Genomic DNA, 20,904 nt, shown 5'->3' on the forward strand with positions numbered 1-20,904 from the left:
TAAACAGCTTATCTTATTGAAAAACATTTGTATGTCAGGAATAAATTATCCATCCACCTTGTCCATTCCGTAGGAAGCCAGTTCCTGAAATTCTATTTCAAGATTTTTCTACTTTACAGAATTCTACTATTATTGAGACTGTTTTTAGATGTAATCCGTATTACATTGTTGAGATTCCTACGGAATGGACAAAGTATGAATAGACTTATCTTATTGAAAAACATTTGTATGTCAGGAATAAATTATCCATTCACCTTGTCCATTCCGTAGGAATCCAGTTCCTGAAATTCTATTTCAAGATTTTTCTACTTTACAGAATTCTACTATTATTGAGACTGTTTTTAGATGTAATCCGTATTACATCGTTGAGATTCCTACGGAATGGACAAAGTATGAATAGACTTATCTTATTGAAAAACATTTGTATGTCAGGAATAAAGTATCCATTCACCTTGTCCATTCCGTAGGAAGCCAGTTCCTGAAATTCTATTTCAAGATTTTTCTACTTTACAGAATTCTACTATTATTGAGACTGTTTTTAGATGTAATCCGTATTACATTGTTGAGATTCCTACGGAATGGACAAAGTATGAATAGACTTATCTTATTGAAAAACATTTGTATGTCAGGAATAAAGTATCCACCCACCTTGTCCATTCCGTAGGAAGCCAGTTCCTGAAATTCTATTTCAAGATTTTTCTACTTACAGAATTCTACTATTATTGAGACTCTTTTTAGATGTAATCCGTATTACATCGTTGAGATTCTTACGGAATGAACAAAGTATGAATAGACTTATCTTATTGAAAAACATTTGTATGTCAGGAATAAAGTATCCATTCACCTTGTCCATTCCGTAGGAATCCAGTTCCTGAAATTCTATTTCAAGATTTTTCTACTTACAGAATCCTACTATTATTGAGACTGTTTTTAGATGTAATCCGTATTACATTGTTGAGATTCCTACGGAATGGACAAAGTATGAATAGACTTATCTTATTGAAAAACATTTGTATGTCAGGAATAAAGTATCCACCCACCTTGTCCATTCCGTAGGAAGCCAGTTCCTGAAATTCTATTTCAAGATTTTTCTACTTACAGAATTCTACTATTATTGAGACTCTTTTTAGATGTAATCCGTATTACATCGTTGAGATTCTTACGGAATGAACAAAGTATGAATGGACTTATCTTATTGAAAAACATTTGTATGTCAGGAATAAAGTATCCATTCACCTTGTCCATTCCGTAGGAATCCAGTTCCTGAAATTCTATTTCAAGATTTTTCTACTTACAGAATCCTACTATTATTGAGACTGTTTTTAGATGTAATCCGTATTACATCGTTGAGATTCTTACGGAATGGACAAAGTATAAATACAGCATAATGTATTTTTTTTCAAAAAAATTCTTGCATATATTTTAATTTTCATTACTTTTAATATCACAAATAAGTGAACTATTACAATTAAAAAGTTCATTGAAAACTAACCACCAAAATATAAAAACTATGAAAAAATTTCTGTTATCCATGATGGCATTCGTGACTATCCTGTCATTCAATGCCTGCTCAGATTCAAATGCCAACCAGGATCCGAATCTTGTCGCTAAGGAATCTAACGAAATTGCTATGAAAGATTTCGGCAAGACTGTTCCGGTAGGGATTGAAAAAGAAGATGGAAAGTTTAAAATCTCATTTATGGTTACTGCCCAGCCGTATGAAATTGCGGACAGTAAAGAAAATGCAGGCTATATTTCCATGATCAGACAGGCTGTTGAGAATGAAACTCCTGTTCATGTTTTCCTTAAAGCCAATACCAATAAAATTGCAAAAGTAGAAAAAGCAACAGATGATGACATCCGTTATTTCAAATCGGTATTCAACAAAGAAGAAAGAGGGGAAAGCAGTAAGGCTGTAAGCGTAATTCCTAATCTTGCAACGTTAAACAGCCTTTTTGCTCAGATTAAAAACCAGGCTTGCGGAACTTCTACCGCCTCTTCACCATGTATCACTTTCAGATATCCTGTAGACGGATGCTATGCAAGAGCACACAAAATGAGACAAATACTATTGAATGCCGGCTACGACTGTGAAAAGCAGTTTGTATATGGTAATCTGAGAGCTTCTACAGGAACATGCTGCGTATCCTGGGTATACCACGTGGCGATATTGGTAAGCTTCAAAAATGCTTCCGGAATTGTTGAAAAAAGAATCATAGATCCTTCATTATTCTCCAGCGGACCGGTAACTGATTCTGCATGGAGAGCTGCATGTACCAACACAAGCTGCGGATCTGCTTCAGTATCTTCTTATGCCAATACTGCAGGAAATGTATACTACAGAAGTCCGTCAGGTTCATTGCTGTATGACAACAACTATGTGAATACCAACTGTGTACTGAATATATTCTCATCCCTTTCAGGATGTTCTCCTTCCCCTGCACCAAGTGTAGCAAGCTGTGGATTTTAACTAATTTATATAGAGCTCCTGCAATTATTTTGATACATTGCAGGAGCTTTTTATTTAATACTTTTTCATTATGAAAGCCTGGTCCTATTTATTATTAATTTTTATTATGATTGCATCCTGCTCCGGTAATTCCGGTTCACAGAATTTAACCTGGTATAATAATGCCACTATTTCAGATATCACCGAAGATCCGGACAAACCCAATGAAATGGTACGTGTCGCGATTGGAATCAGTGCTCAGGTATTTTATCTTTCCAAAAAATCGCCGGATTATAAAGCTCTTATGGAAAAAGCAACCCAAAGCTTTAAGAAAAGTAAGGCTTATAATATAGGTATTGAAAACAAAACCAATATCATCAGAGAAATTAAAGATATTCAATAATCGTATTATCTGATTACAGAAATACCTGCATCTACTTTTACTTCCGCTCCGTGGATATACGACGCCTCCTCCGAAGCCAGAAACAGTACTACATTAGCTATTTCGGAAGGTTCGCCCTGCCTTTTAAAAGGAATCGTGGGAATGATATCTTCAATAGCACTTTCAATCTGCTCGCCGGTTAAACCAGTATTGTTAAAAATATTGGTTTTGATATGTCCGGGGCTCACTCCATTGACACGAATACCGCGTTCTGTAAGTTCTACTGCAAACGTTTTGATAAATGACTGCACCGCAGATTTTGCTGCAGAATACACCGAAAAATTAGGCATGGCAATATCCGTTGCCACTGAAGTATTGAAAATAACGGAGCTGCCGCTTTTCATTAAAGGCAATACCTGCTGTACCGTAAAAAACGGCCCTTTTACCAGCATATTAAATAATTCATCAAACTGATTTTCATCTACATATTCCACAGGAGCAAATCTTCCATATCCTGCATTGGCAAAAATCACATCAATCTGTTCCGTATATTTTCTGATTTCGTACTGCAGGTTCATAAGGTCTTTCATATTTCCGGCATTGGAAACAATTCCAAAAGCCCTTTCTCCAAGTTTGTCTAAAGCTTTATTCACCGTTTCTTCACTTCTTCCGGTGATGATCACTGATCCTCCTTCATCAATAAATTTCTGAGCGGCAGCCAGCCCCATCCCGTTCGTTCCGCCCGTAATTAATGCGGTTTTGTTTTTAAATCTCTGCATTGTTTTTAATTTAAAATTCTATGGCAAAGATTGGAATAGTGGTTGTTTTATAAAATCCGAATCGTGTGGAATTGAGTGAAAAGGCAAATAATGCAACTCCTGTTTGCGATTTAGCTCTTTTATTTTTTGCCATTTAAAGTTTATCAATAATTGCCATCAATAAAATCACTCAAAATTAAATTGTACACAATTAAATTGATTGTATATTTGTACTGTTAATTCAGCTGAACATAAAAGCTGAAATTTAAAAATCAACAAGTAGTTTAATTTAAAAACAAAAAGAAAAATGTCATTAATAGAAGATCTGAACTGGAGACATGCTGTAAAAGCTTATGATCCAACCAAAAAAGTTTCACAGGAAGACCTTAACACTATTTTAGAAGCTGCGAGACTGGCGCCTACTTCATCGGGATTACAACCTTTCCGAATTATTGTAGTTGAAAGCCAGGAACTGAAAGAAAAAATGGTAGCCGGAGCTTTAAACCCTGAAGTAATGAGAGATTCTTCTCACGTTTTGGTGTTTGCTGCATGGGACAGCTATTCCAATGAAAAAATTGACAAAGTTTACGATTATCATACTGACGTAAGAGATCTTCCAAGAGGCCGTTTCGGAAGCTATACTGATAAGATCAAAGAAATATATGGTGCACAGACTCCTGAAGAGCATTTTGCACATACTGCCCGCCAGACTTATATTGCATTAGGGATTGCCCTTGCTCAGGCTGCAGAACTTAAAATCGACAGTACTCCGGCAGAAGGATTCAGCAATGATGTTGTGGATGAAGTACTGGGACTAAGAGAACTGGGATTAAAAAGTGTAAGTCTTTTATATCTCGGATACCGTGATGAAGCTAATGACTGGCTTTCCACTATGAAAAAAGTCAGAATTCCAATGGATGAATTTATCATAAAAAAATAATACCTTCATCGAATCTTTCGTACTCAAAAAATTATGGAAAATCCGAAAACACCCAAACTGGAAAACCAGATCTGCTTTCCACTATACGTAATCGCCAAAGAGATTACGGGACTTTACCGTCCCTTTCTTGATGAACTGGGCATTACTTACCCACAGTATCTTGTTATGATGATATTATGGGATGGAGACGGACTTACAGTAAGCCATATCGGGGATAAGCTGTTTCTGGACAGCGGTACTCTGACGCCTCTTCTTAAAAGGCTTGAGTCTAAAGGATTTATTACCCGAAAAAGGAAAAAAGAGGATGAAAGAGTAGTTGAAGTATTTTTAGACGAAGCGGGCAGGCAGCTTCAGCAGAAAGCTTGTGAAATTCCGGGGAAAATTCAGGAAAAACTGGGAATACAACCGGAAGAACTGCTGCACCTTAAAGACACGGTACTAAAAATATTAAACAAAATAGAAAATAAATGAAAACGTTATATACAACACAGGTCACTGCTAAAGGAGGCAGAAACGGCCATGTAAAGAGTGCAAACGGAGTATTGGATCTTGATGTAAGAATGCCGAAAGCTTTAGGAGGAGCCAATGATGATTTCACCAACCCGGAAATGCTGTTTGCAGCAGGATATTCTGCATGTTTCGACAGTGCTCTGAACAGAGTGATCAGTCTTTCTAAAGTAAAAACCGGGGAAACAACGGTAACAGCAATGGTGAGTATAGGACAGCTTGAGAATGGCGGTTTTGGGCTGGCAGCTGAACTTGATGTCAATATTCCAGGTGTTTCTCTTGAAGAAGCACAGGTTTTGACAGAAAAAGCACACCAGATTTGTCCTTATTCCAATGCGACAAGAAATAATATGGAGGTGAAGCTTTCTGTGACCAACAACGATTAATCCAATTTTTTTAAGCATAGTTATAACGAAAGGAGCTGTTTCACTGGAAACAGCTCCTTTTTATTTTTAGTTTCCCACAGATTTCCCAGATGGGCACAGATGATTACGGATATTTTTGGGCGTAAGAATTTCATTCATCATTCATCATTACCTTCTCTCTTTATTTAGATCGCTTTTCTGATAGGCATCTACTTTTTTATAGGAATCATTCTTCTCTTTTTCTTTTTTATCGGAAATCAGGATGCCGAAAAGATGGTCGATTTCATGCTGGAAAATAACGGCTGTAAAACCTTCTACAATTTCTGAATATTTCTGCCCTTTCAGATCGACATATTCCAGCTGAATGACTTTACTTCTGTAAAACTGGTCTCTGAAGTCGGGAATAGAAAGATCGCCCTCGGGACCAAGATTCTGCAGATCGGAACGCCAGACAATTACCGGATTGATAAAGTATTCCAGCGGAGTTCCTTCTTTATCGAAACGCTGTACCCAGATGATCTTTCTGTTGATGCCTACCTGTGGAGCTGCAATTCCTACTCCTCCGTCTGTCGACAGAAGAGATTCTTTCATCCTTTTTACCAGAACTGCGGTATTGGGATCAAGAGGATCTGCTTCTGAAGAAATGCTCAGCAGTGTTTTATGCTGATTGGAATCTGTGGTCTGATAAATCGGTAAGGCTGTATTCATATCTCCCTGATTAATTATGGAAAGTTCATGGGAAGTAAGTTTCTGAGCGTTGAGAAATCCAATAAAAAAGATCAGCAGGATGGGTAGTTTCTTCATGTTTTTTGAATGTGATAACAAAGGTATAAATTGTAGAATAAAAATTAAACGCTATTCAATAATTATGTTTGGGCTAAAGCCATCGGAATTTGGTTTAAAAAATAAAACGGGCTGAAGCCCGTTTCTATTGAATTCAATGTAAGTAATTGATTTTTGTCATGCTGAAAGGAATGGAAGGGAGTGAAGAATCTTAAAATTAATTAACAGTGAGATTCTCCCTTCGTCATAAATGGAAGATTCGACGTAGGCAATGACACTTTTGTAAAAATTAAAAAGTCTTGGTCATATCAGCAGGAATAATAAGATTAAAATCTGTCGGGATATACTCTTTAGCTGGCACTTTCAGATCAGGATCTTCTGATTCAAAAACAGAGATGACGGCCATTTTCAGGTTAGGATTTTTTTGTTTGATATACCAATAGATACCTCCAAATTCTTTGCTGTGATAGTTTCCGTTATAATGGACAAATGTTTTTCCGGACTGAACGTTTTCAAGGATAGATTCAGCCATCGTTGCGTCTTTTGTAGCCTGGGCTGAAATAAAATTCATTACTTTGGTTCCTTCCGCATGGTCACCCATCATCTTTTTCATTTCCGGATATCCCGGAGTATCGAGGGTAACTTTGATAGGCAGTTGCGCAATGTAAGTTTTCTCTTTTTCGCTTAATGTATTTAAAGATGCAAGACCTTCTTTGGCAGTTTGAGAGGCATATCTTCTTGGGATATTGGTGGCAATAAACTTCAGCCTTTTATCTTTGGCAAAATCCACCAAAGGTTTATAATCTGTTGAATAGTTGTTCCATAAACGGGCGGAATCTTTTAATGTTTTGGCATCAAATTTCCCATTTAAATACTGATCCAGCTGTGCCTGGTTATCTCTTTCAAACATCTCTGCTCCCAGGATAAGCTGGCCGTTCTTTTTAGCAAACAGAGCTTCTGTAATTTTAAGCTGAAGCCAGTGATTGATAGAACTGTTATGGTTTTCACCAAAAAAGACCACATCATAATCCGCCAGTTCTTTCACCAGTTTTTTCGTCTTTACTTCTTTTCCTTTTTTATCATAAAACTGATACGCCTTAAAGTCCTGACCCTTCAAAGAACAGAAACCGACTATCAGTATCGCTATGAAAATATTTTTCATTTTGTTTTTATAATTTAATTACAAATTACACAAATATTCTGGCACTTACAGATCGTTTGTTATAAAAAAGACCGCTTTGAATCTTACAAACAAAACGGTCTCATTCAAATTATCTAATTATTACTTTTCTAAAGCTGCTACAAGATCCTTCCATTCCTGCAGCTCAGGAATTCCGGGTTTTCTCTTTCCAAAGAACTGGACGATAAAATCACCTTCTTTGTTGAATACTTCGATAGCGGTTACTTCTCCGTCTTCAGTTGGTTTTTTAACGATCCAGGCTTCTGCAATTTTTGTTACATCAAGGTGCAGGTTGAAATCCGGATCCATTACGTTGAACCACTGCTGGTGCCAAAGTGTTTTGTTTACATTTCCTGTGTGGATCTGAATAATTCCTCTGTTTCCAACGAAAACCATGATCGGAACGTTCTTTTCAGAAGCGTCTTCAAGGATATTCACCACTTGGGCATTATCTATTTTCTTTGCAAATCCTTCCGGAGCCAGTCTTAAGGCCTGCGTTCTGCTTACTCCGTATTTTCTGGTCATCATGAAGAAGTCATGGGTGTCTTTCAGTTCTTTCCAGGCCTTTTTAAAGCCTTCCACATCAATTTCCGAATCTGCTTTTTCAGCCTGCTTTGGAGCTACTGCTTCAAATACAAAAGCCTGGTTCTGATCTTCAGCCTTGAATTTTTCAACCAAAGCACCGAAAGTTTCTTCGTTACTGTTTTTTGTCAGATAGATCTTATGAAGGGCCAATCCGTCTTTTCCAAAAAACTGAAGGCTTTTCTTATCTCCTTCCACTACTGCAAAAGCAAACTTCCAGTGGTTAAGGAAAATTCTGAGATCGATATCTTCTCCCACAAAAAGCTGTGCATGCGGACTGCTGAAATCTCCGTTCAGATATGTCCCTTTTCTTTCATGAACACACTCATCGTTACGGGTGAGTGCCATTACTTTTCCAAGCTGTCCGGCTTCCGTAAGGATTCCCTGGAAATCCGGGTTCAGCACCGTTACGCCTTCTCCTATGCCTGTCACTAATAATTCAGCTTCACTTACTCCCAGCTGTGTGGCTGCATTTCTTATTCTGATATGTGGATTTTCTGCTTTCAGAGCTTCCCATTTTTCCTTTAAATCATTAACTAATGTGCTCATTACTTTACTTTTTTATGGTTAAAATTGTATAAATTCTTCGTATGGTTTCGTTTCCTGTTTTACTTTTTATTTCTTCTTCTTTTTCAGAGGTTTTCATTCTTTTAAAATGACTTTTGGAGATCAGTTCTTCCATTTCACTGTTGCTGTACAAGGTGAAGTCATATTCTGTAAACGGCAGTTTTTCCATGAATTCTTTTTGCCCGAATGTTAGAACGAATGTTCCGTCATCTTTTAAAACCCTGTAGATCTCGTTTAAAAAATCCACTGGGTTTTCCCAGAAATACACGGTGTTGACGGTAACTATTTTATCGAAAATGCCATCCTGAAAAGGAAGCTTTTTTCCTTCATATAAAACAAATTCTGCCTGCCTTTCAAATTCTTTATTGAGCCTTTTGGCTTCATTGTGCATGGTTTCAGAAATGTCAATTCCTGTATACCTGAGGTTTTTGGCAAGATTCATTATACTTTTAAGGTGTCCGGCATTTCCGTGTCCTATTTCAAGGATTTGCTGGCCGTCATCTATCGAAAGTGCTCTGATACTTTCTAACGTCATACTGATGTTAGTGGCATTCATCATTTCACCAATCTCGATGCCTTTTTCTCCCCGGGGATTGGCAAGATTCTGTGCGAGGTTTTTGAGTTCTTCTTTTTCCATGGTTATCCAAAAATGATCATTGGGTTATTCGTAATAGGATGGCCGCAGATGGTACAAGGAAAGTTGTAGGCTTTACTGATATTTTCTGCCGTAAAAACTTCCTGTGGGGTTCCATACGCGGAAACTTTTCCTGATTTCATTAATAAAATCTTGTCAGCAAATTGAGCGGCAAGGTTCAGATCATGCAAAACAACAATGGCACTGTTGGCTTTTTTTGTAAACTTTCTGATGATTTCCAGCGCTTTATACTGATGTTTTATATCCAGGTTATTCAGAGGCTCATCCAGAAAAACCAGTTTATGGGTAATGTCGTTCTGTAATTGCGCCATTACTCTTGAAAGATGTACCCGTTGTTTTTCACCTCCTGACAAAGAATTATAGTCTCTGTCTTTCAAATGGAAAATGTCGGTTTCATACAGCATATTATTCATTGCTTCAAGATCCTCTTTTCCAGGCTGTGCTTCAAAATAAGGATATCTGCCCATCATAACGACATCTTTTACATCAAGCGGAATATCATTGCTGTTGTGCTGTGAAAATTTTGCCTTATGCTTTGAAAGCTCCTTCACGTTCCATTCCTGAATAGGCTTATTTTTAAATAATACTTTCTGCTTTCCGGATTTCACTTCATCTGCCAGTACACTCAGAAGGCTTGACTTCCCTGCTCCGTTCGGACCTACAATGGCTAAAAATTCGCCATATTCCAGGGAGACATCTACCCCATCCAGGATACGGAATTCTTTATGTTTATAATTAATCTGGTGTGCCTTGATCATTACAGTGATTTTTTAAATTTAACCAAAATAGCAATAAAGATAGGTCCTCCCATCAGCGCGGTCAGGATTCCGATCGGAAGTTCGGACGGTGCTACAATACTTCTGCTGAATGTATCTGCCGTCAGCAGCAAGATACTTCCACACATCGCTGATAAAGGCAGGATAAAGGTATTATCGGATTTGAATAAAAGCCTTAAAATATAAGGTACAATCAATCCTACAAAACCAATAGTTCCTGAAAATGCTACGCATGTCCCCACCATTAAAGCCACTGTGATAATGATCTGTTTTTTCAGCTTCTCCACATTGATTCCAAGGTGCTGTGCATCTTTTTCTCCCAACATCATGGCATTCAGAGCTTTTCCTTTGGGTAATAAAATGATGTAAGCTATAATCATGACCACGGCCAGAATAATATTCTTTGTCCATGTGGCAGCAGCCAGGCTTCCCAGATTCCAGAAGGTTAAATCTCTGAGCTGTTCGTCTTTTGAAATATAGATCAGGAATCCGGTAATTGAGAAACCGATTGCTGTTATTGCCACTCCGGTAAGCAGCATCATCACTACATTTGTCTTTCCTCCGCTTGTTGAAATTTTATACACCAGCATCATGGATAAAAAAGATCCTGCGAAAGCTGAGATTCCCACCAGCGAAAACTGTACAGCTTCAGGAAGATATGCTTTGACATGTCCTCCCAAAACAATCGCAATGGCCGCCAGCAGTGTTGCTCCTGATGTAAGGCCAATCAAATCTCCGGTTGCTAACGGATTTTTAAAAAGTCCCTGAAGGCTCGTCCCCGAAACGGAAAGCATTCCTCCAATTAAAATGGCCATAACGATTCTGGCTGCTCTTACGTCCCAGATCACATATTGATCACTCAGCGATAAACCGGGCTCTCCTTTTATAAATTGCCACAGGATCATGAACGGGGAATTCCCTCCGAAATCATAAACTCCGGTATTAAGTGACAGTACTGCTATCATAATAAGCAGTACTGCACTTATGATAAGATAAAAGTATAGTTTACTTTGTGTTTTCAATTAAAAGTTTATTTAATGCTACTGCTGCTTCTCCCAGTCTAGGTCCGAAACCTGATACTAAACCTCCGTCCATTGCGATGATCTTCTTATTTTTACCGGCATTCGTTTGTGATACTCCCGGCATTTTAAGGGCTCCTTCATTTCCTCCGGCACCCTGCAAACCAGTTTCGAAGAAGAATAATACATCAGGGTTGGCTTTTACAACGGCTTCAGGTGTCAATGGTTTGAAATCCTCAAAATCCGTTACGGCATTTTCTCCGCCTGCAAGAGTGATCAGTGAAGCCATGGGTGTATTTTTACCGCTCACCATCAGCATATTTCCTCTGGCGTAGATGAACAGTACTTTTGGTTTTTTAGCAATGGGCTGTACCTGTTTCAGATCAGCATCAATTTTGTCGTTTAATTTCTGGTAATCTGTATTTCCGATCGCTTTTGCTACCTGTTCGATCAGTTTTTTAGTTCCCTCTACAGAGTATTCCTGTTTGAAAACTTCAGTCTGAATCCCTGACGATTTGATTTTTCCCATTAGTTCCGGGTTGATATCTTTATCAGAAGCCAGAATTAAAGTAGGGTTTACAGCCATGATCGGTTCAATCGTCATTGATCTCATATGGCCCAAGTCTTTTGCAGTAGCTTTTAATGAAGCCGGATAGGTACTGGTAACATCGGTACCTACGATTTCTTTTTCGTGCCCCAAAGCAGCTACGATTTCAGTAATCCCACCATTTAATGTTACTATTTTATTATTGGTTTTTGGTGCTTCAGAAGCAGCTTCTGTAGTATTTTCTTTTGCTCCTGCTTCTGCCTTTTTGCAGGAATATACTGCTACAAGAACAGAAGCTGCAAGGATGAATTTTTTCATGATATACTATTATTTGATTATTTATAAAGGTTTGTATTCAAATTGAGGTCTTCCACGTTCTCCTGCTGTGTTTGTTATTCTTGTAAATCTTAATTTAAAATAATACCCTTCGGCATCTTTGATCACATAAAAGCGGTCACCATATACTTCAAGCCCATTGGTACCTACAGGATTTCTCCAGTTTCCCCCAATCACTCTTTGGTCACTATAAATAAATTTGGAAGGATCAATATCTGAAGTTTTGAAGTTATTGTATGCTTCTACTCCTGATCCTGAAGCTACTTTCACTTCATAGGCACCTACTCCACCTACATTGTTTGAAAGCACAAAATCAGCATAGATGTAACTTCCCGCTCCGGCAATCAGATTGGTAAATACGGTGAAGCACAGATCCCATTTCTTTTTTTCCGGCTGTATTGTTACCTCACTATTTTTTTCCAGACTTACAAAATTGTAGTTGTAGGCTGTGTTTTTGGTAATGGTTAATTCTTTATGCTCTGTGGCATTCAGTTCAGCATATTTTATTTTGTAGTTGGCGCCCGATCTTACCACCTGAACTTTCATCCAGCCTCTGCTATCACCTCCTGTAGTTACTGATCCTGTAGGAACATTTCCTGTAAAGATCTTTCTTCCCATATTAACAAGATAAATACCATTTTGGGAATCATCAGCTTTGATTTCTTCTATTGCGGTATTGCCTGTAGGGAAATTACCTTTTACATCATCAATATAGGCTTCATTGGCAGGATTGAAGTTCGCTACCTGAACCTGCTCTTTTAATGCAGTAACACTTGCATCTGTAACCAAATCTATATTGGTTGCATTAGGTATCTTACCTGCCGCCATCATGATAGACGAATTCAAAACTACTTTAAATGAAGTCCCTGTATAGAATGCAAAATCCCAATCTGTTCTTTTGGTTGCAACTTCTGTATTGGTACCTAAATCAATCCAAACCTGGTTGGGCTGAGTGGCTCCCCCTACATTTGGATTAACAACAGCTCCATCGGATGGTGCTACCATAACAGCATCTTCATTATCATTAATACAAGATTGAGATATAAAAGAAGCTCCTATTAAAAGGGAAAATAGTATTTTTTTCATTTTTAATCCTTTAAAAATTATAATTTAATCTGGCAAAATAACTTCTGCCATAGAATAGATTCTGTTGATCTGCAGCAGCATTGTGGCTGTTTCCTGCCTGTATTGTATTTCTGACAGAGGTAACGTCAAAAATATTTTTAACCCCTACACTGATTTCAAAATGATTTTTAAAGAAAGGCTGGCTTACTGTGAAGTTCATCATATTATAATCACCAATTTCTCCCAGCACATATTGTCCCGGATCTTTTGGATCCTGCAGGTTTGTCTTATGGGTATATCGTTTCTGAGCTCCTGTATATTTGTAATAAAAAGCAAATAAGGTTTTCGTATAAGGTAGTGTATAGTTGGCTGCCAGATTGGCTTCAGCATAAAAATTGTAATCATCCGGTGAAGTAATATTTCCGGTATTAAGAACTTGGGAAACTCCCATTACTGAAACACCTGCATTCAAAGAAAGATCCCCTTTTCTTACATTTATCCCTCCTCCGAACAATAGAGACTTATAATTGTCAACATTTAAATAGGTAATTTGTAGAGGACTGTTGTTCACAATTACACTTTCAATTCTGTTTTTTACATCTAAAAACATTCCTGAAGCACTGAAATTAAATTTCCAGTCGTTTGAATTAGCCGTTGCATAATCCCAGAATAAAGATGTTGAATATCCCGTTTCAGGTTTCAGATTTTCATTCCCTCTGATATCATGGTTATTATCTACTACAAAAGTGTATAATTCATCGTAGGTAGGAAACCTGTTTGCAGAACCGAATACCAAACGGATGTCAGATTTTGCAGTAGTTTTAAACCTTAAGGTCGTTGAATAGTTATACTGAGAGTCGAATTTATCACTCAAAGCCAGTCTTACACCAGGACGTAGGGAAAACCAATTGTTTACATTCCATTCTGCGGATAAGAAATTAGCATAATTGAATATGGAACGCTGAATATCCTTTCCGTTATTATTGCTTTCAAATGTGCTTGCGCCAGCAAAACCTTTTGTTCTGTCCAACTCATATCCTAACTGAAAATTGATTTTATCACTGTTCAAAAAGTTACTGAACATCCCTCTGGAATAAAGTACGTCAGACTTATAGAAAGTCAGACTTTCATCTCTTGACAATTCCTGTCTGCTCGGAACATCGTAAGTATAGTGTTGTGACTTCCTTTCCTGTGTCTGATAAGAGAAATCTCCGTTGTAATTGATTCTTCCTATTTTAGTCTGGATATTAAATTGATGAATCCATCTTTTAGTATCATAATCAATATCTTGTGCTGTATAAGTTCTGTTACCTCCTCCCAGGTAAAGCTCACTTACTAACGGGTTGTAATAATTGATTTTTTCGGAAAGGAAATTCATTTTATAGTAAAAACTCGTATTATTTTTACTGTAGCGTATCACACCATTGGTTGTGATCTGATCTTTAGGCTGCCAGTCATAACCACGCTGTCCGTCATTGCTTTCACTAAAGTATCTATATCCCTGAAGATTTCCTTTATAACCCTGAAAATCATTATGATTAATATCTGCAGAAACAGACCAGTTGTCATTTATTTTATATCCAACATTCAATGATTGGATATGTCGGCCATTTCCTTTTTTAAACCAGTCATAATCTTTATTAACTGTTTCTTCCTGCAAGGAAGCCAGAATCGAAACTTTTTTGCTATAGCTTTTCTTGGTAATAATATTAATCACACCAGCTAAGGCATTATTACCATATTCTACACCCATGGAACCTTTTACTACCTCAATACGTTCGATATTATTAACGTTAATCTTGGTAAGATCTACAAGATTTCCCATCCCTTCATCACTTACAACAGGAATATTGTCAATAAGAATTTTGGTGTAAGCCCCACTCAATCCCATAATATTGGCACTGGAATTTCCTGAGCCTCTGTTCGGTTCTATTAAAATATTCAGATTTTGATTTAAAACTTCGGCAACATTGGTAACAGCCATATTTTTGATTTGCTGTGCATCAATCACCTCTACCTTGTATATTGATTTATTGATTGACTGTTGCATATACTGACCAGTTATAACAACTTCATCAATGTTATTTTTATTCAGAGAATCTTTTTGTTGTGCGTTCATCCAAAAAGTAATGGACAGTGACAAAACGGTAATCACTTTCTTCTTCATAACTATTGAGAAAAATTTTCAGCAAATATAAAACTTTATTTAGACTCATTAAAAATAATTATATATTTTTGTGTAATAATTCTAAATAAAAATAAAGTTATGACACTAAGATTACTTATTGGAGGTTTAATGCTTACAGCGTTTGGTATGAATGCACAGATGAATAGCATTAATGAAAACTTTGATTCTTTTGCGAATGCTGGCGATGGATCTCTACCTCAGAATGGATGGACAACACAGATTTCAGTTACAGATGCCAGCGTAGCACCAAGACTATCAGTGGAAGCTCCCGGAGCTGCAGACAAATACATCCAGGCCTACTCTCTGTTCTCACCGAATACACCCTTTTATTTAGTATCTCCTCAGATAGCTGCTCCAACCGGAGGCCAGACATTATCTATTACAACATTAAGAATTGGAGGAGCTCCGGGTTCTGGAAGTGTTGAAATGGGTCTTGTAGCAAGTCCTACTGACATGTCCACTTTTACTTCATTAGGAAGCCCTGTTCCGATGACGAATGGTACAGCTGTAGTGACAACTGTAAATGTACCTGCTTCAGCATATCAATACATTGCATTTAAATTTTCGGCAACAGCAAACCACCAGGCTTTGAGATTAGACAATGTCGTTCTTACTCCTGCAGGCTCATTAGGCGTTAATGACGCTTCAAAGTCAACAGAAAATATAAAGTTTATAACGACTTCAGATAATACAGCATTGCAGTTTATCAGCAAAAAATATCCTAAGAATATCCAGATTTATTCTGCAGCAGGTCAAAAAGCAGCTGAAGGAAAACTGAACGGGCAAAGATTTGATATCAGCGCACTTCATACAGGAGTGTATTTCATGAATATTGAAACTGCAGAAGGAAAATTGATCCAATCAAAATTCATCAAGAAATAAAGTTTATTAGACTATTATTTGCCTTTATTAAAGCCGGTAGGACTGTTCTTACCGGCTTTTCTATGTTCTGATTTTAGCATTTTCCGGTGTGATTAAAATAAAAACACGATAAAAATCATGTTTTTATTTAGACTGATTAAAAATAATTATATATTTTTGTGGAATCATTCTAAATAAGGATTTAAAAAATAAATTATGAAAACAAAACTATTATTGGCTTCAGTACTCGCATTGTCTGTTCAGCAGACTGTTTTGGCGCAGACTGACGCGTTGGGATATTCACAGGTCAATATGACCATGGGGAGCGGATATCAAAACCGTGTGTTTGTGAACCTTGCAGATGGTAATATGGTTTCTCAGCCAGCCAATACCTGGGATATTGCTTTTTATAGAAACTCAAACTACGCATTCGGATCAAGAGTAAATGATGCTAAAGATATTGAAGTATTCACCGCATCAACCAATCTAGCCGACTGGGATAATATTAATATCAGCAACGAATCTTCATGGGGAGCACCTCTTTATAATCCGGATCAGACTACTGACTGGAGCCAGGGAGCTTTCGAACAGGGCCCGGTGACTTCTCCAAACCCCAATATCCCATCAACAGGATGGGGTGTTTACAACCCGGTGAATCACCATATTCAGGGGAAAGCAATTTTTGTTTTAAAATATGCTTCAGGAACCTATATTAAATTCGCTATTGAAGATGCGTTTGCCGGATATACCTTCAGATATTCAAAGTGGAACGGAACAGCATGGGGAGCTACCGAAACAAGGACTATTGCCAACGGAACAGATGATTCTTATTTCAATTATTTCTCCTTCGATACCGGGGAAAAAGTTCCGAACCTGGAACCATCCAGAACTGCATGGGATTTTGTATTCACTAAGTATTACACATTCTATATGGGAGTGCAGATGTATCCCCTTTCCGGTGCTATCCAAAGCCCGAATATAAAAGTAGCAATGGTACAGCCTGAAACCCAGCAAACAGCAGCCGGTTCTATTCCTGCCAGTACAAGTTTCTCATCAGCGATTACAACAGTAGGACATTCATGGAAAGGGATCGGGACCGTAAAAAATGATGTTGTATACTACGTCAAAAAAGGAAATGACTACTACAGAATGTACTTCACGACCAATGGTGGAGCAAGTACAGGAAACATGTATTTCAAATACAAGAAGATTACTGAAACATTAGGCATTACCGAAGTTGGGAAAAAAGCATCTTTCGGTTTGTATCCTAACCCTGCAACAGCTGATAAAAAAGTAACGGTTCTTTTTGATGTTAAAGAAAAAGCAGGCAGCAAAGGGAATGCAGAGGTTTATGATCTTACCGGCAAAAAGGTCTATTCTGCGGAACTTACCAACCAGGCAGGTTTCTATAAGCAGGAACTGAACCTTTCTACCCTTACTTCAGGAAATTACCTGATAAAAATTACTTACGGAGGCCACTCGGAGACGAAAAAGCTTATCGTAAAATAAATATTTTATTGTAATACTTTCTATTTTTTCTAATAAAAAGGCGGTTTCAGAGTATTGAAGCCGCCTTTTATTCTTTATTGAAGTTGAGAAAAATCTTTAAGTTTTTAAATTCTTAAATCTTTAAATGTTCAATTAATATATTTTAAATCCTTTATAAACCTCTGCAGAACTCTCCATGATTTTGGAAGCATCTTTACGGAAATCCAACAGATGGTCCTGGCCATTATGCCTGTTGTGGTGCTCAACACTTTCCCAAAGCTCGATCAGGAAAAAAGTGCCTTTATTATCTTTATCTTCAATCAGGTCATACTGCAGACAGCCTTCTTCTTTTCTTGTTTCTTTCACAAGCTTCTGAAACAGCTCTACGGCATCCATCAGATAGTTTTCATTAAACTTAAAAAGTGCAATGATATGTAAATTCATGTTCTAATATTTAGTGATGTAAAAGTAAAGTATTTTCAAAATCAAATATCTTTTTGCCCCTTTTATTTTTCCACACCGAACATATTTTTTTAATTAAAAACTGATTTATAAATAGTTATGGAACTCATCACAATGACCAAAGTTCCGATAATTACAAACATTTTCTTTACAGGAAGCTTAGCGGTAAGCATTGCTGAGAAAGGCGCAGTAACAATTCCTCCGATCAAAAGGCCAAGAATGATATTCCAATGCTGAATTCCCAGGGTAAAGAAAAAGGTAACGGCTGCGGTGATGGTAAGGATAAATTTGGCTACAGTAGAACTTCCTACAGCAAATCTTGGAGTAAATGCATTTTTGATCAGTGTTCCGGTTACCAAAGGCCCCCAGCCTCCTCCTGCAAAGGAATCTATAAAGCCGCCTATCACACCCAGCCTGATCAGATTGGTTTTTCTTTTCAGGGCTTTACTTTGTTTTTCTTTAAATGCATTTGATAAAATCTGAAAACCGAGATATAAAGTATAAAAAGCGATCAGTGTTTTGGTGATCTTCGCGTAATATTCTCCAAGATAAGTAAGACATACCGCACCGATAATTGCCCCGATTACAGCCGGAACAGCCAGCTTTTTCACCAGGTTCTTACTTACATTTTTCAATTTAATATGACTGAGGCTTCCTGCAGCAGTGGTAAAACTTTCTGCCGAATGAATACTTGCACTTACAATATGCGGCGGAATATTCAGAAGCATCAGCGTTGTGGTACAGATTACCCCATATCCCATTCCCATTGATCCGGCAACAATCTCTGCAAAAACGCCCACCAATAGCATCCAGTAAAAAATATAATTATCTTTTGCCAGGATTGCCTGCAGCTCTTCCAGATATCCCAGTTCATACATTGAAAAAACAACAATGGAAACAAGAGCTGCGGTTACCAAAAGAACATTAAGCCTTATCTGAATTTTTCTCGAAATTACCATATCAAAAAGCTGTTTTTGGCCAGTACTCTTTTATGATCATTGCCATTGACAATAAAGGCATTAAACGATTGTGTGTCATCACTATTTCCAGGCCGGATTTTTTTTTCAGATACAATATATGCAGCAGCCCAATGGACTGTAATACGAGAAGGAGTGATCTTTTGTATTTGGTTTTCCTCTTCTTTTGAAATCATAGTTTATTCATTTGAAGTAGTGCAAATATCTGATAAAATATTTATCCTACAAAACAAGTAGACTATTAATTCAAAAAAAAGGATCAGGTTAGTCAACCAGATCCATTAAAGTTTTACTTTCCAGAATATTCAGGGATGCATCACGAACCTCTATCAGTACATCATGAAGTCCGCAGTGGTCTTCATTGCAGTCTTCACATTTTTCATAGAAATTAAGACTTACACAGGGAAGCATGGCAATAGGACCGTTTACCAGACGAATAATTTTTGCCAGTTTCACATTTTCAGGCTTTTCTTTGAAGAAGTATCCTCCACCCTTTCCTTTTTTACTGTCAAGGATATCCGCTTTTTTCAGTTCAAGAAGGATATTTTCCAAAAACTTTAAAGGAATCTTTTTATGTTCCGCAATTTCAGAAATAAGAATCGGGCCTTCATTTCTTTTTTCTACAAGATATGAAAGCGCCTTAAACGCATATTGAGATTTTTTTGAAAGCATTACAGCAAAAATAAGAAAATTGTTTAATATTTGAAAAGAGAGAAAAGTGAAACTGTAAATGAGCAAAAGATAATTTTTTTCATCCGTAATTTTACGGTTTTATATACCACATTTTTGCCTTTCTGCCATTAAATCATTATGTTTGCCATATGTTCAGTAAACAAGAGGCACAGCAATTAAAAAAGGAATTTTGGACAGCTTTCGGAAAGTCATTTCCCAGAAAATGGATTCTTTATGATACCAAAATCAAGGACATGGCATTTAAATTTTCAGCCGACAATAAAAAAGCAGAAGTTTCTCTGGATATCGAAATGAAAGATGAAATTTTCAGAAATGCTTATTATGAGAAAATCTGGTCTCTGGAAGATATTTTAAAAGATTTCGTTGGAGATTTTCAGAAGGAAGAATATTTTACCCTTGAAAATGGCAAAGTGATCAGCAGGATATGGGTTGAAAAACATAGCGTTTCCATTTTTAATAAAAATACATGGCAGGAAATTTTTGAATTCTTTGTAGACAAAATGGATGGCTTTGAACGGTTTTACTATGAATATGAGGATTTTATAAAGGATATATAGAATACTTACGAAATAAATACTATTATGCTTCAGATTAAGATAAAAAAAGAAAACTTATCTTTGCTACACCACTTAAACTAATAGATGAAACAAAATAACATGATTAAAAATGAGAAAAGTGTACAAAAACATTTTTGGAGAGGTCATTTCCAAAAGTAAAGCTGTGAAGCTAAGCGAATATCATCTGTATTATTATGAAGAAGGTACCGATTTCCTGAAAGAAATTGAATTTATTAATGAAGACAGTGTTTACAACATCAATTATTTTTTAAGTGACGAAGAGGACGAAGCGCAGGTAGTGGATTATCTTAAAGAAAAATCTGACTTTTTTGATATTGAAAAAAAAGAAACCACTGACAGCTTTATTATTTCTACCAATAAATTGTATTCCTTATCTGTAGACGACCTCCCTTTAATTTCTAAAACCGTTTTCAAAAAAGACGACCCCGAAAATTTCATCTGTTCACAGGTCATCGATAATGAAACCCACGAACCGCAACTCGAAAGAACTATAAAATGCTGGTACACCAACGACAAAAACGGTGAAAAATATGCAGCGATAGAATGCAGCTATCAGGAAGACGGGAAACTTGAGCTGGCTGTAGATAAAACCCCTGATCCCGATCATGAAGAAAACTGGGTTCATTATGATTATGATACTTTCCAGGATCTTCAGGCACAAATACCCACTGACATCAGCTATTACAAAACAGCCGCCTTACTTCCCAAAGAGGCCTATCAACAATAATCTTTAACACCTATCTCAT

23 protein-coding genes are annotated in these 20,904 nt (G+C 37.1%); 9 read left to right on the forward strand and 14 right to left on the reverse strand.

Annotated features, from left to right (window positions below; all coding sequences use genetic code 11):
- The first annotated feature begins 1,510 nt into the window (after positions 1–1,510).
- Together ACR1PO_RS12680 and ACR1PO_RS12685 are read left to right on the forward strand one after the other, a co-directional pair.
- On the forward strand, positions 1,511–2,470 hold the full coding sequence (locus ACR1PO_RS12680; RefSeq protein WP_433986979.1) for a protein-glutamine glutaminase: 960 nt from the start codon (positions 1,511–1,513) through the stop codon (positions 2,468–2,470).
- 70 nt (positions 2,471–2,540) lie between these two features.
- Complete coding sequence (locus ACR1PO_RS12685; protein WP_433986980.1) at positions 2,541–2,852, forward strand: hypothetical protein; 312 nt, start codon at positions 2,541–2,543, stop codon at positions 2,850–2,852.
- A 5-nt stretch (positions 2,853–2,857) separates the two neighbouring features.
- Here the strand turns inward: ACR1PO_RS12685 and ACR1PO_RS12690 are convergent, their stop codons facing one another.
- Complete coding sequence (locus ACR1PO_RS12690) at positions 2,858–3,610, reverse strand: SDR family oxidoreductase (RefSeq protein WP_433986981.1); 753 nt, start codon at positions 3,608–3,610, stop codon at positions 2,858–2,860.
- 286 nt (positions 3,611–3,896) lie between these two features.
- On the opposite strand from ACR1PO_RS12690, the gene ACR1PO_RS12695 reads away from it, so the two are divergent.
- The 3 genes from ACR1PO_RS12695 to ACR1PO_RS12705 are packed head-to-tail and all read left to right on the forward strand — an operon-like array spanning position 3,897 to position 5,422.
- Entirely contained in the window at positions 3,897–4,529 is a 633-nt protein-coding gene (locus tag ACR1PO_RS12695; RefSeq protein ID WP_433986982.1) for an NAD(P)H-dependent oxidoreductase, read from the forward strand.
- 33 nt (positions 4,530–4,562) lie between these two features.
- On the forward strand, positions 4,563–5,000 hold the full coding sequence (locus ACR1PO_RS12700; protein ID WP_002980567.1) for a MarR family winged helix-turn-helix transcriptional regulator: 438 nt from the start codon (positions 4,563–4,565) through the stop codon (positions 4,998–5,000).
- Positions 4,997–5,422: an organic hydroperoxide resistance protein gene (locus ACR1PO_RS12705; protein WP_332389203.1), complete on the forward strand. Its 426-nt coding sequence runs from the start codon at positions 4,997–4,999 to the stop codon at positions 5,420–5,422. The genes ACR1PO_RS12700 and ACR1PO_RS12705 overlap by 4 nt, the downstream gene beginning before the upstream one ends.
- Before the next feature lie 147 nt (positions 5,423–5,569).
- On the opposite strand, the gene ACR1PO_RS12710 is transcribed toward ACR1PO_RS12705, so the two are convergent.
- The 9 genes from ACR1PO_RS12710 to ACR1PO_RS12750 all read right to left on the reverse strand — a co-directional run bounded on the left by ACR1PO_RS12710 (position 5,570) and on the right by ACR1PO_RS12750 (position 15,078).
- Entirely contained in the window at positions 5,570–6,205 is a 636-nt protein-coding gene (locus ACR1PO_RS12710; protein WP_433986983.1) for a peptide deformylase, read from the reverse strand.
- A 268-nt stretch (positions 6,206–6,473) separates the two neighbouring features.
- On the reverse strand, positions 6,474–7,346 hold the full coding sequence (locus ACR1PO_RS12715; RefSeq protein ID WP_433986984.1) for a ChaN family lipoprotein: 873 nt from the start codon (positions 7,344–7,346) through the stop codon (positions 6,474–6,476).
- Positions 7,347–7,466: 120 nt separating this feature from the next.
- Positions 7,467–8,495 (reverse strand): hemin-degrading factor, encoded by a 1,029-nt coding sequence (locus ACR1PO_RS12720; RefSeq protein WP_433986985.1) that lies wholly within the window; start codon positions 8,493–8,495, stop codon positions 7,467–7,469.
- 4 nt (positions 8,496–8,499) lie between these two features.
- Positions 8,500–9,150, reverse strand: a complete 651-nt coding sequence (locus ACR1PO_RS12725; RefSeq protein WP_433986986.1) for a class I SAM-dependent methyltransferase — start codon at positions 9,148–9,150, stop codon at positions 8,500–8,502.
- A gap of 2 nt (positions 9,151–9,152) precedes the next feature.
- Positions 9,153–9,926, reverse strand: a complete 774-nt coding sequence (locus ACR1PO_RS12730; RefSeq protein ID WP_433986987.1) for a heme ABC transporter ATP-binding protein — start codon at positions 9,924–9,926, stop codon at positions 9,153–9,155.
- On the reverse strand, positions 9,926–10,966 hold the full coding sequence (locus tag ACR1PO_RS12735) for a FecCD family ABC transporter permease (RefSeq protein ID WP_433986988.1): 1,041 nt from the start codon (positions 10,964–10,966) through the stop codon (positions 9,926–9,928). The genes ACR1PO_RS12730 and ACR1PO_RS12735 overlap by 1 nt, the downstream gene beginning before the upstream one ends.
- On the reverse strand, positions 10,950–11,828 hold the full coding sequence (locus ACR1PO_RS12740) for a heme/hemin ABC transporter substrate-binding protein (RefSeq protein ID WP_433986989.1): 879 nt from the start codon (positions 11,826–11,828) through the stop codon (positions 10,950–10,952). Before ACR1PO_RS12740 ends, ACR1PO_RS12735 begins: the two co-directional genes overlap by 17 nt.
- A gap of 21 nt (positions 11,829–11,849) precedes the next feature.
- Complete coding sequence (locus tag ACR1PO_RS12745; RefSeq protein ID WP_433986990.1) at positions 11,850–12,932, reverse strand: HmuY family protein; 1,083 nt, start codon at positions 12,930–12,932, stop codon at positions 11,850–11,852.
- 10 nt (positions 12,933–12,942) lie between these two features.
- The gene (locus tag ACR1PO_RS12750; protein WP_433986991.1) at positions 12,943–15,078 is read right to left on the reverse strand and encodes a TonB-dependent receptor plug domain-containing protein; all 2,136 of its coding nucleotides are present in this window, start codon (positions 15,076–15,078) and stop codon (positions 12,943–12,945) included.
- A gap of 99 nt (positions 15,079–15,177) precedes the next feature.
- Here ACR1PO_RS12750 and ACR1PO_RS12755 point away from each other — a divergent pair, with 99 nt between their 5' ends.
- Positions 15,178–15,981: a T9SS type A sorting domain-containing protein gene (locus ACR1PO_RS12755; RefSeq protein WP_433986992.1), complete on the forward strand. Its 804-nt coding sequence runs from the start codon at positions 15,178–15,180 to the stop codon at positions 15,979–15,981.
- A gap of 195 nt (positions 15,982–16,176) precedes the next feature.
- Positions 16,177–17,469, forward strand: coding sequence for a T9SS type A sorting domain-containing protein (locus ACR1PO_RS12760; protein ID WP_433986993.1), 1,293 nt, complete (start codon positions 16,177–16,179; stop codon positions 17,467–17,469).
- 132 nt (positions 17,470–17,601) lie between these two features.
- On the opposite strand, the gene ACR1PO_RS12765 is transcribed toward ACR1PO_RS12760, so the two are convergent.
- The 4 genes from ACR1PO_RS12765 to ACR1PO_RS12780 form a co-directional block, all read right to left on the reverse strand.
- On the reverse strand, positions 17,602–17,892 hold the full coding sequence (locus ACR1PO_RS12765; protein ID WP_131438555.1) for a putative quinol monooxygenase: 291 nt from the start codon (positions 17,890–17,892) through the stop codon (positions 17,602–17,604).
- 89 nt (positions 17,893–17,981) lie between these two features.
- On the reverse strand, positions 17,982–18,869 hold the full coding sequence (locus ACR1PO_RS12770; RefSeq protein ID WP_433986994.1) for a sulfite exporter TauE/SafE family protein: 888 nt from the start codon (positions 18,867–18,869) through the stop codon (positions 17,982–17,984).
- A complete protein-coding gene (locus tag ACR1PO_RS12775; RefSeq protein ID WP_433986995.1) occupies positions 18,863–19,063 on the reverse strand; it encodes a hypothetical protein in 201 nt (66 codons plus the stop codon). The genes ACR1PO_RS12770 and ACR1PO_RS12775 overlap by 7 nt, the downstream gene beginning before the upstream one ends.
- Positions 19,064–19,151: 88 nt before the next feature.
- Positions 19,152–19,559 carry an RrF2 family transcriptional regulator gene (locus tag ACR1PO_RS12780; RefSeq protein WP_433986996.1) on the reverse strand — a complete coding sequence of 136 codons (408 nt, stop codon included), beginning with the start codon at positions 19,557–19,559 and terminating at the stop codon, positions 19,152–19,154.
- A gap of 149 nt (positions 19,560–19,708) precedes the next feature.
- Here ACR1PO_RS12780 and ACR1PO_RS12785 point away from each other — a divergent pair, with 149 nt between their 5' ends.
- Entirely contained in the window at positions 19,709–20,137 is a 429-nt protein-coding gene (locus ACR1PO_RS12785; RefSeq protein WP_433986997.1) for a DUF4268 domain-containing protein, read from the forward strand.
- 109 nt (positions 20,138–20,246) lie between these two features.
- Positions 20,247–20,885, forward strand: coding sequence for a hypothetical protein (locus ACR1PO_RS12790; protein ID WP_433986998.1), 639 nt, complete (start codon positions 20,247–20,249; stop codon positions 20,883–20,885).
- The last annotated feature ends 19 nt before the right edge of the window (positions 20,886–20,904 follow it).

This window comes from Chryseobacterium amylolyticum (genome assembly GCF_051011775.1).
In the GTDB taxonomy this organism is placed as follows: domain Bacteria; phylum Bacteroidota; class Bacteroidia; order Flavobacteriales; family Weeksellaceae; genus Chryseobacterium.

Coding starts and splice junctions, on each gene's coding strand:
- ACR1PO_RS12680 (WP_433986979.1), top strand. CDS start 1,511: ATGAAAAAATTTCTGTTATCCATGATGGCATTCGTGACTATCCTGTCA.
- ACR1PO_RS12685 (WP_433986980.1), top strand. CDS start 2,541: ATGAAAGCCTGGTCCTATTTATTATTAATTTTTATTATGATTGCATCC.
- ACR1PO_RS12690 (WP_433986981.1), bottom strand. CDS start 3,610: ATGCAGAGATTTAAAAACAAAACCGCATTAATTACGGGCGGAACGAAC.
- ACR1PO_RS12695 (WP_433986982.1), top strand. CDS start 3,897: ATGTCATTAATAGAAGATCTGAACTGGAGACATGCTGTAAAAGCTTAT.
- ACR1PO_RS12700 (WP_002980567.1), top strand. CDS start 4,563: ATGGAAAATCCGAAAACACCCAAACTGGAAAACCAGATCTGCTTTCCA.
- ACR1PO_RS12705 (WP_332389203.1), top strand. CDS start 4,997: ATGAAAACGTTATATACAACACAGGTCACTGCTAAAGGAGGCAGAAAC.
- ACR1PO_RS12710 (WP_433986983.1), bottom strand. CDS start 6,205: ATGAAGAAACTACCCATCCTGCTGATCTTTTTTATTGGATTTCTCAAC.
- ACR1PO_RS12715 (WP_433986984.1), bottom strand. CDS start 7,346: ATGAAAAATATTTTCATAGCGATACTGATAGTCGGTTTCTGTTCTTTG.
- ACR1PO_RS12720 (WP_433986985.1), bottom strand. CDS start 8,495: ATGAGCACATTAGTTAATGATTTAAAGGAAAAATGGGAAGCTCTGAAA.
- ACR1PO_RS12725 (WP_433986986.1), bottom strand. CDS start 9,150: ATGGAAAAAGAAGAACTCAAAAACCTCGCACAGAATCTTGCCAATCCC.
- ACR1PO_RS12730 (WP_433986987.1), bottom strand. CDS start 9,926: ATGATCAAGGCACACCAGATTAATTATAAACATAAAGAATTCCGTATC.
- ACR1PO_RS12740 (WP_433986989.1), bottom strand. CDS start 11,828: ATGAAAAAATTCATCCTTGCAGCTTCTGTTCTTGTAGCAGTATATTCC.
- ACR1PO_RS12745 (WP_433986990.1), bottom strand. CDS start 12,932: ATGAAAAAAATACTATTTTCCCTTTTAATAGGAGCTTCTTTTATATCT.
- ACR1PO_RS12750 (WP_433986991.1), bottom strand. CDS start 15,078: ATGAAGAAGAAAGTGATTACCGTTTTGTCACTGTCCATTACTTTTTGG.
- ACR1PO_RS12755 (WP_433986992.1), top strand. CDS start 15,178: ATGACACTAAGATTACTTATTGGAGGTTTAATGCTTACAGCGTTTGGT.
- ACR1PO_RS12760 (WP_433986993.1), top strand. CDS start 16,177: ATGAAAACAAAACTATTATTGGCTTCAGTACTCGCATTGTCTGTTCAG.
- ACR1PO_RS12765 (WP_131438555.1), bottom strand. CDS start 17,892: ATGAATTTACATATCATTGCACTTTTTAAGTTTAATGAAAACTATCTG.
- ACR1PO_RS12770 (WP_433986994.1), bottom strand. CDS start 18,869: ATGGTAATTTCGAGAAAAATTCAGATAAGGCTTAATGTTCTTTTGGTA.
- ACR1PO_RS12775 (WP_433986995.1), bottom strand. CDS start 19,063: ATGATTTCAAAAGAAGAGGAAAACCAAATACAAAAGATCACTCCTTCT.
- ACR1PO_RS12780 (WP_433986996.1), bottom strand. CDS start 19,559: ATGCTTTCAAAAAAATCTCAATATGCGTTTAAGGCGCTTTCATATCTT.
- ACR1PO_RS12785 (WP_433986997.1), top strand. CDS start 19,709: ATGTTCAGTAAACAAGAGGCACAGCAATTAAAAAAGGAATTTTGGACA.
- ACR1PO_RS12790 (WP_433986998.1), top strand. CDS start 20,247: ATGAGAAAAGTGTACAAAAACATTTTTGGAGAGGTCATTTCCAAAAGT.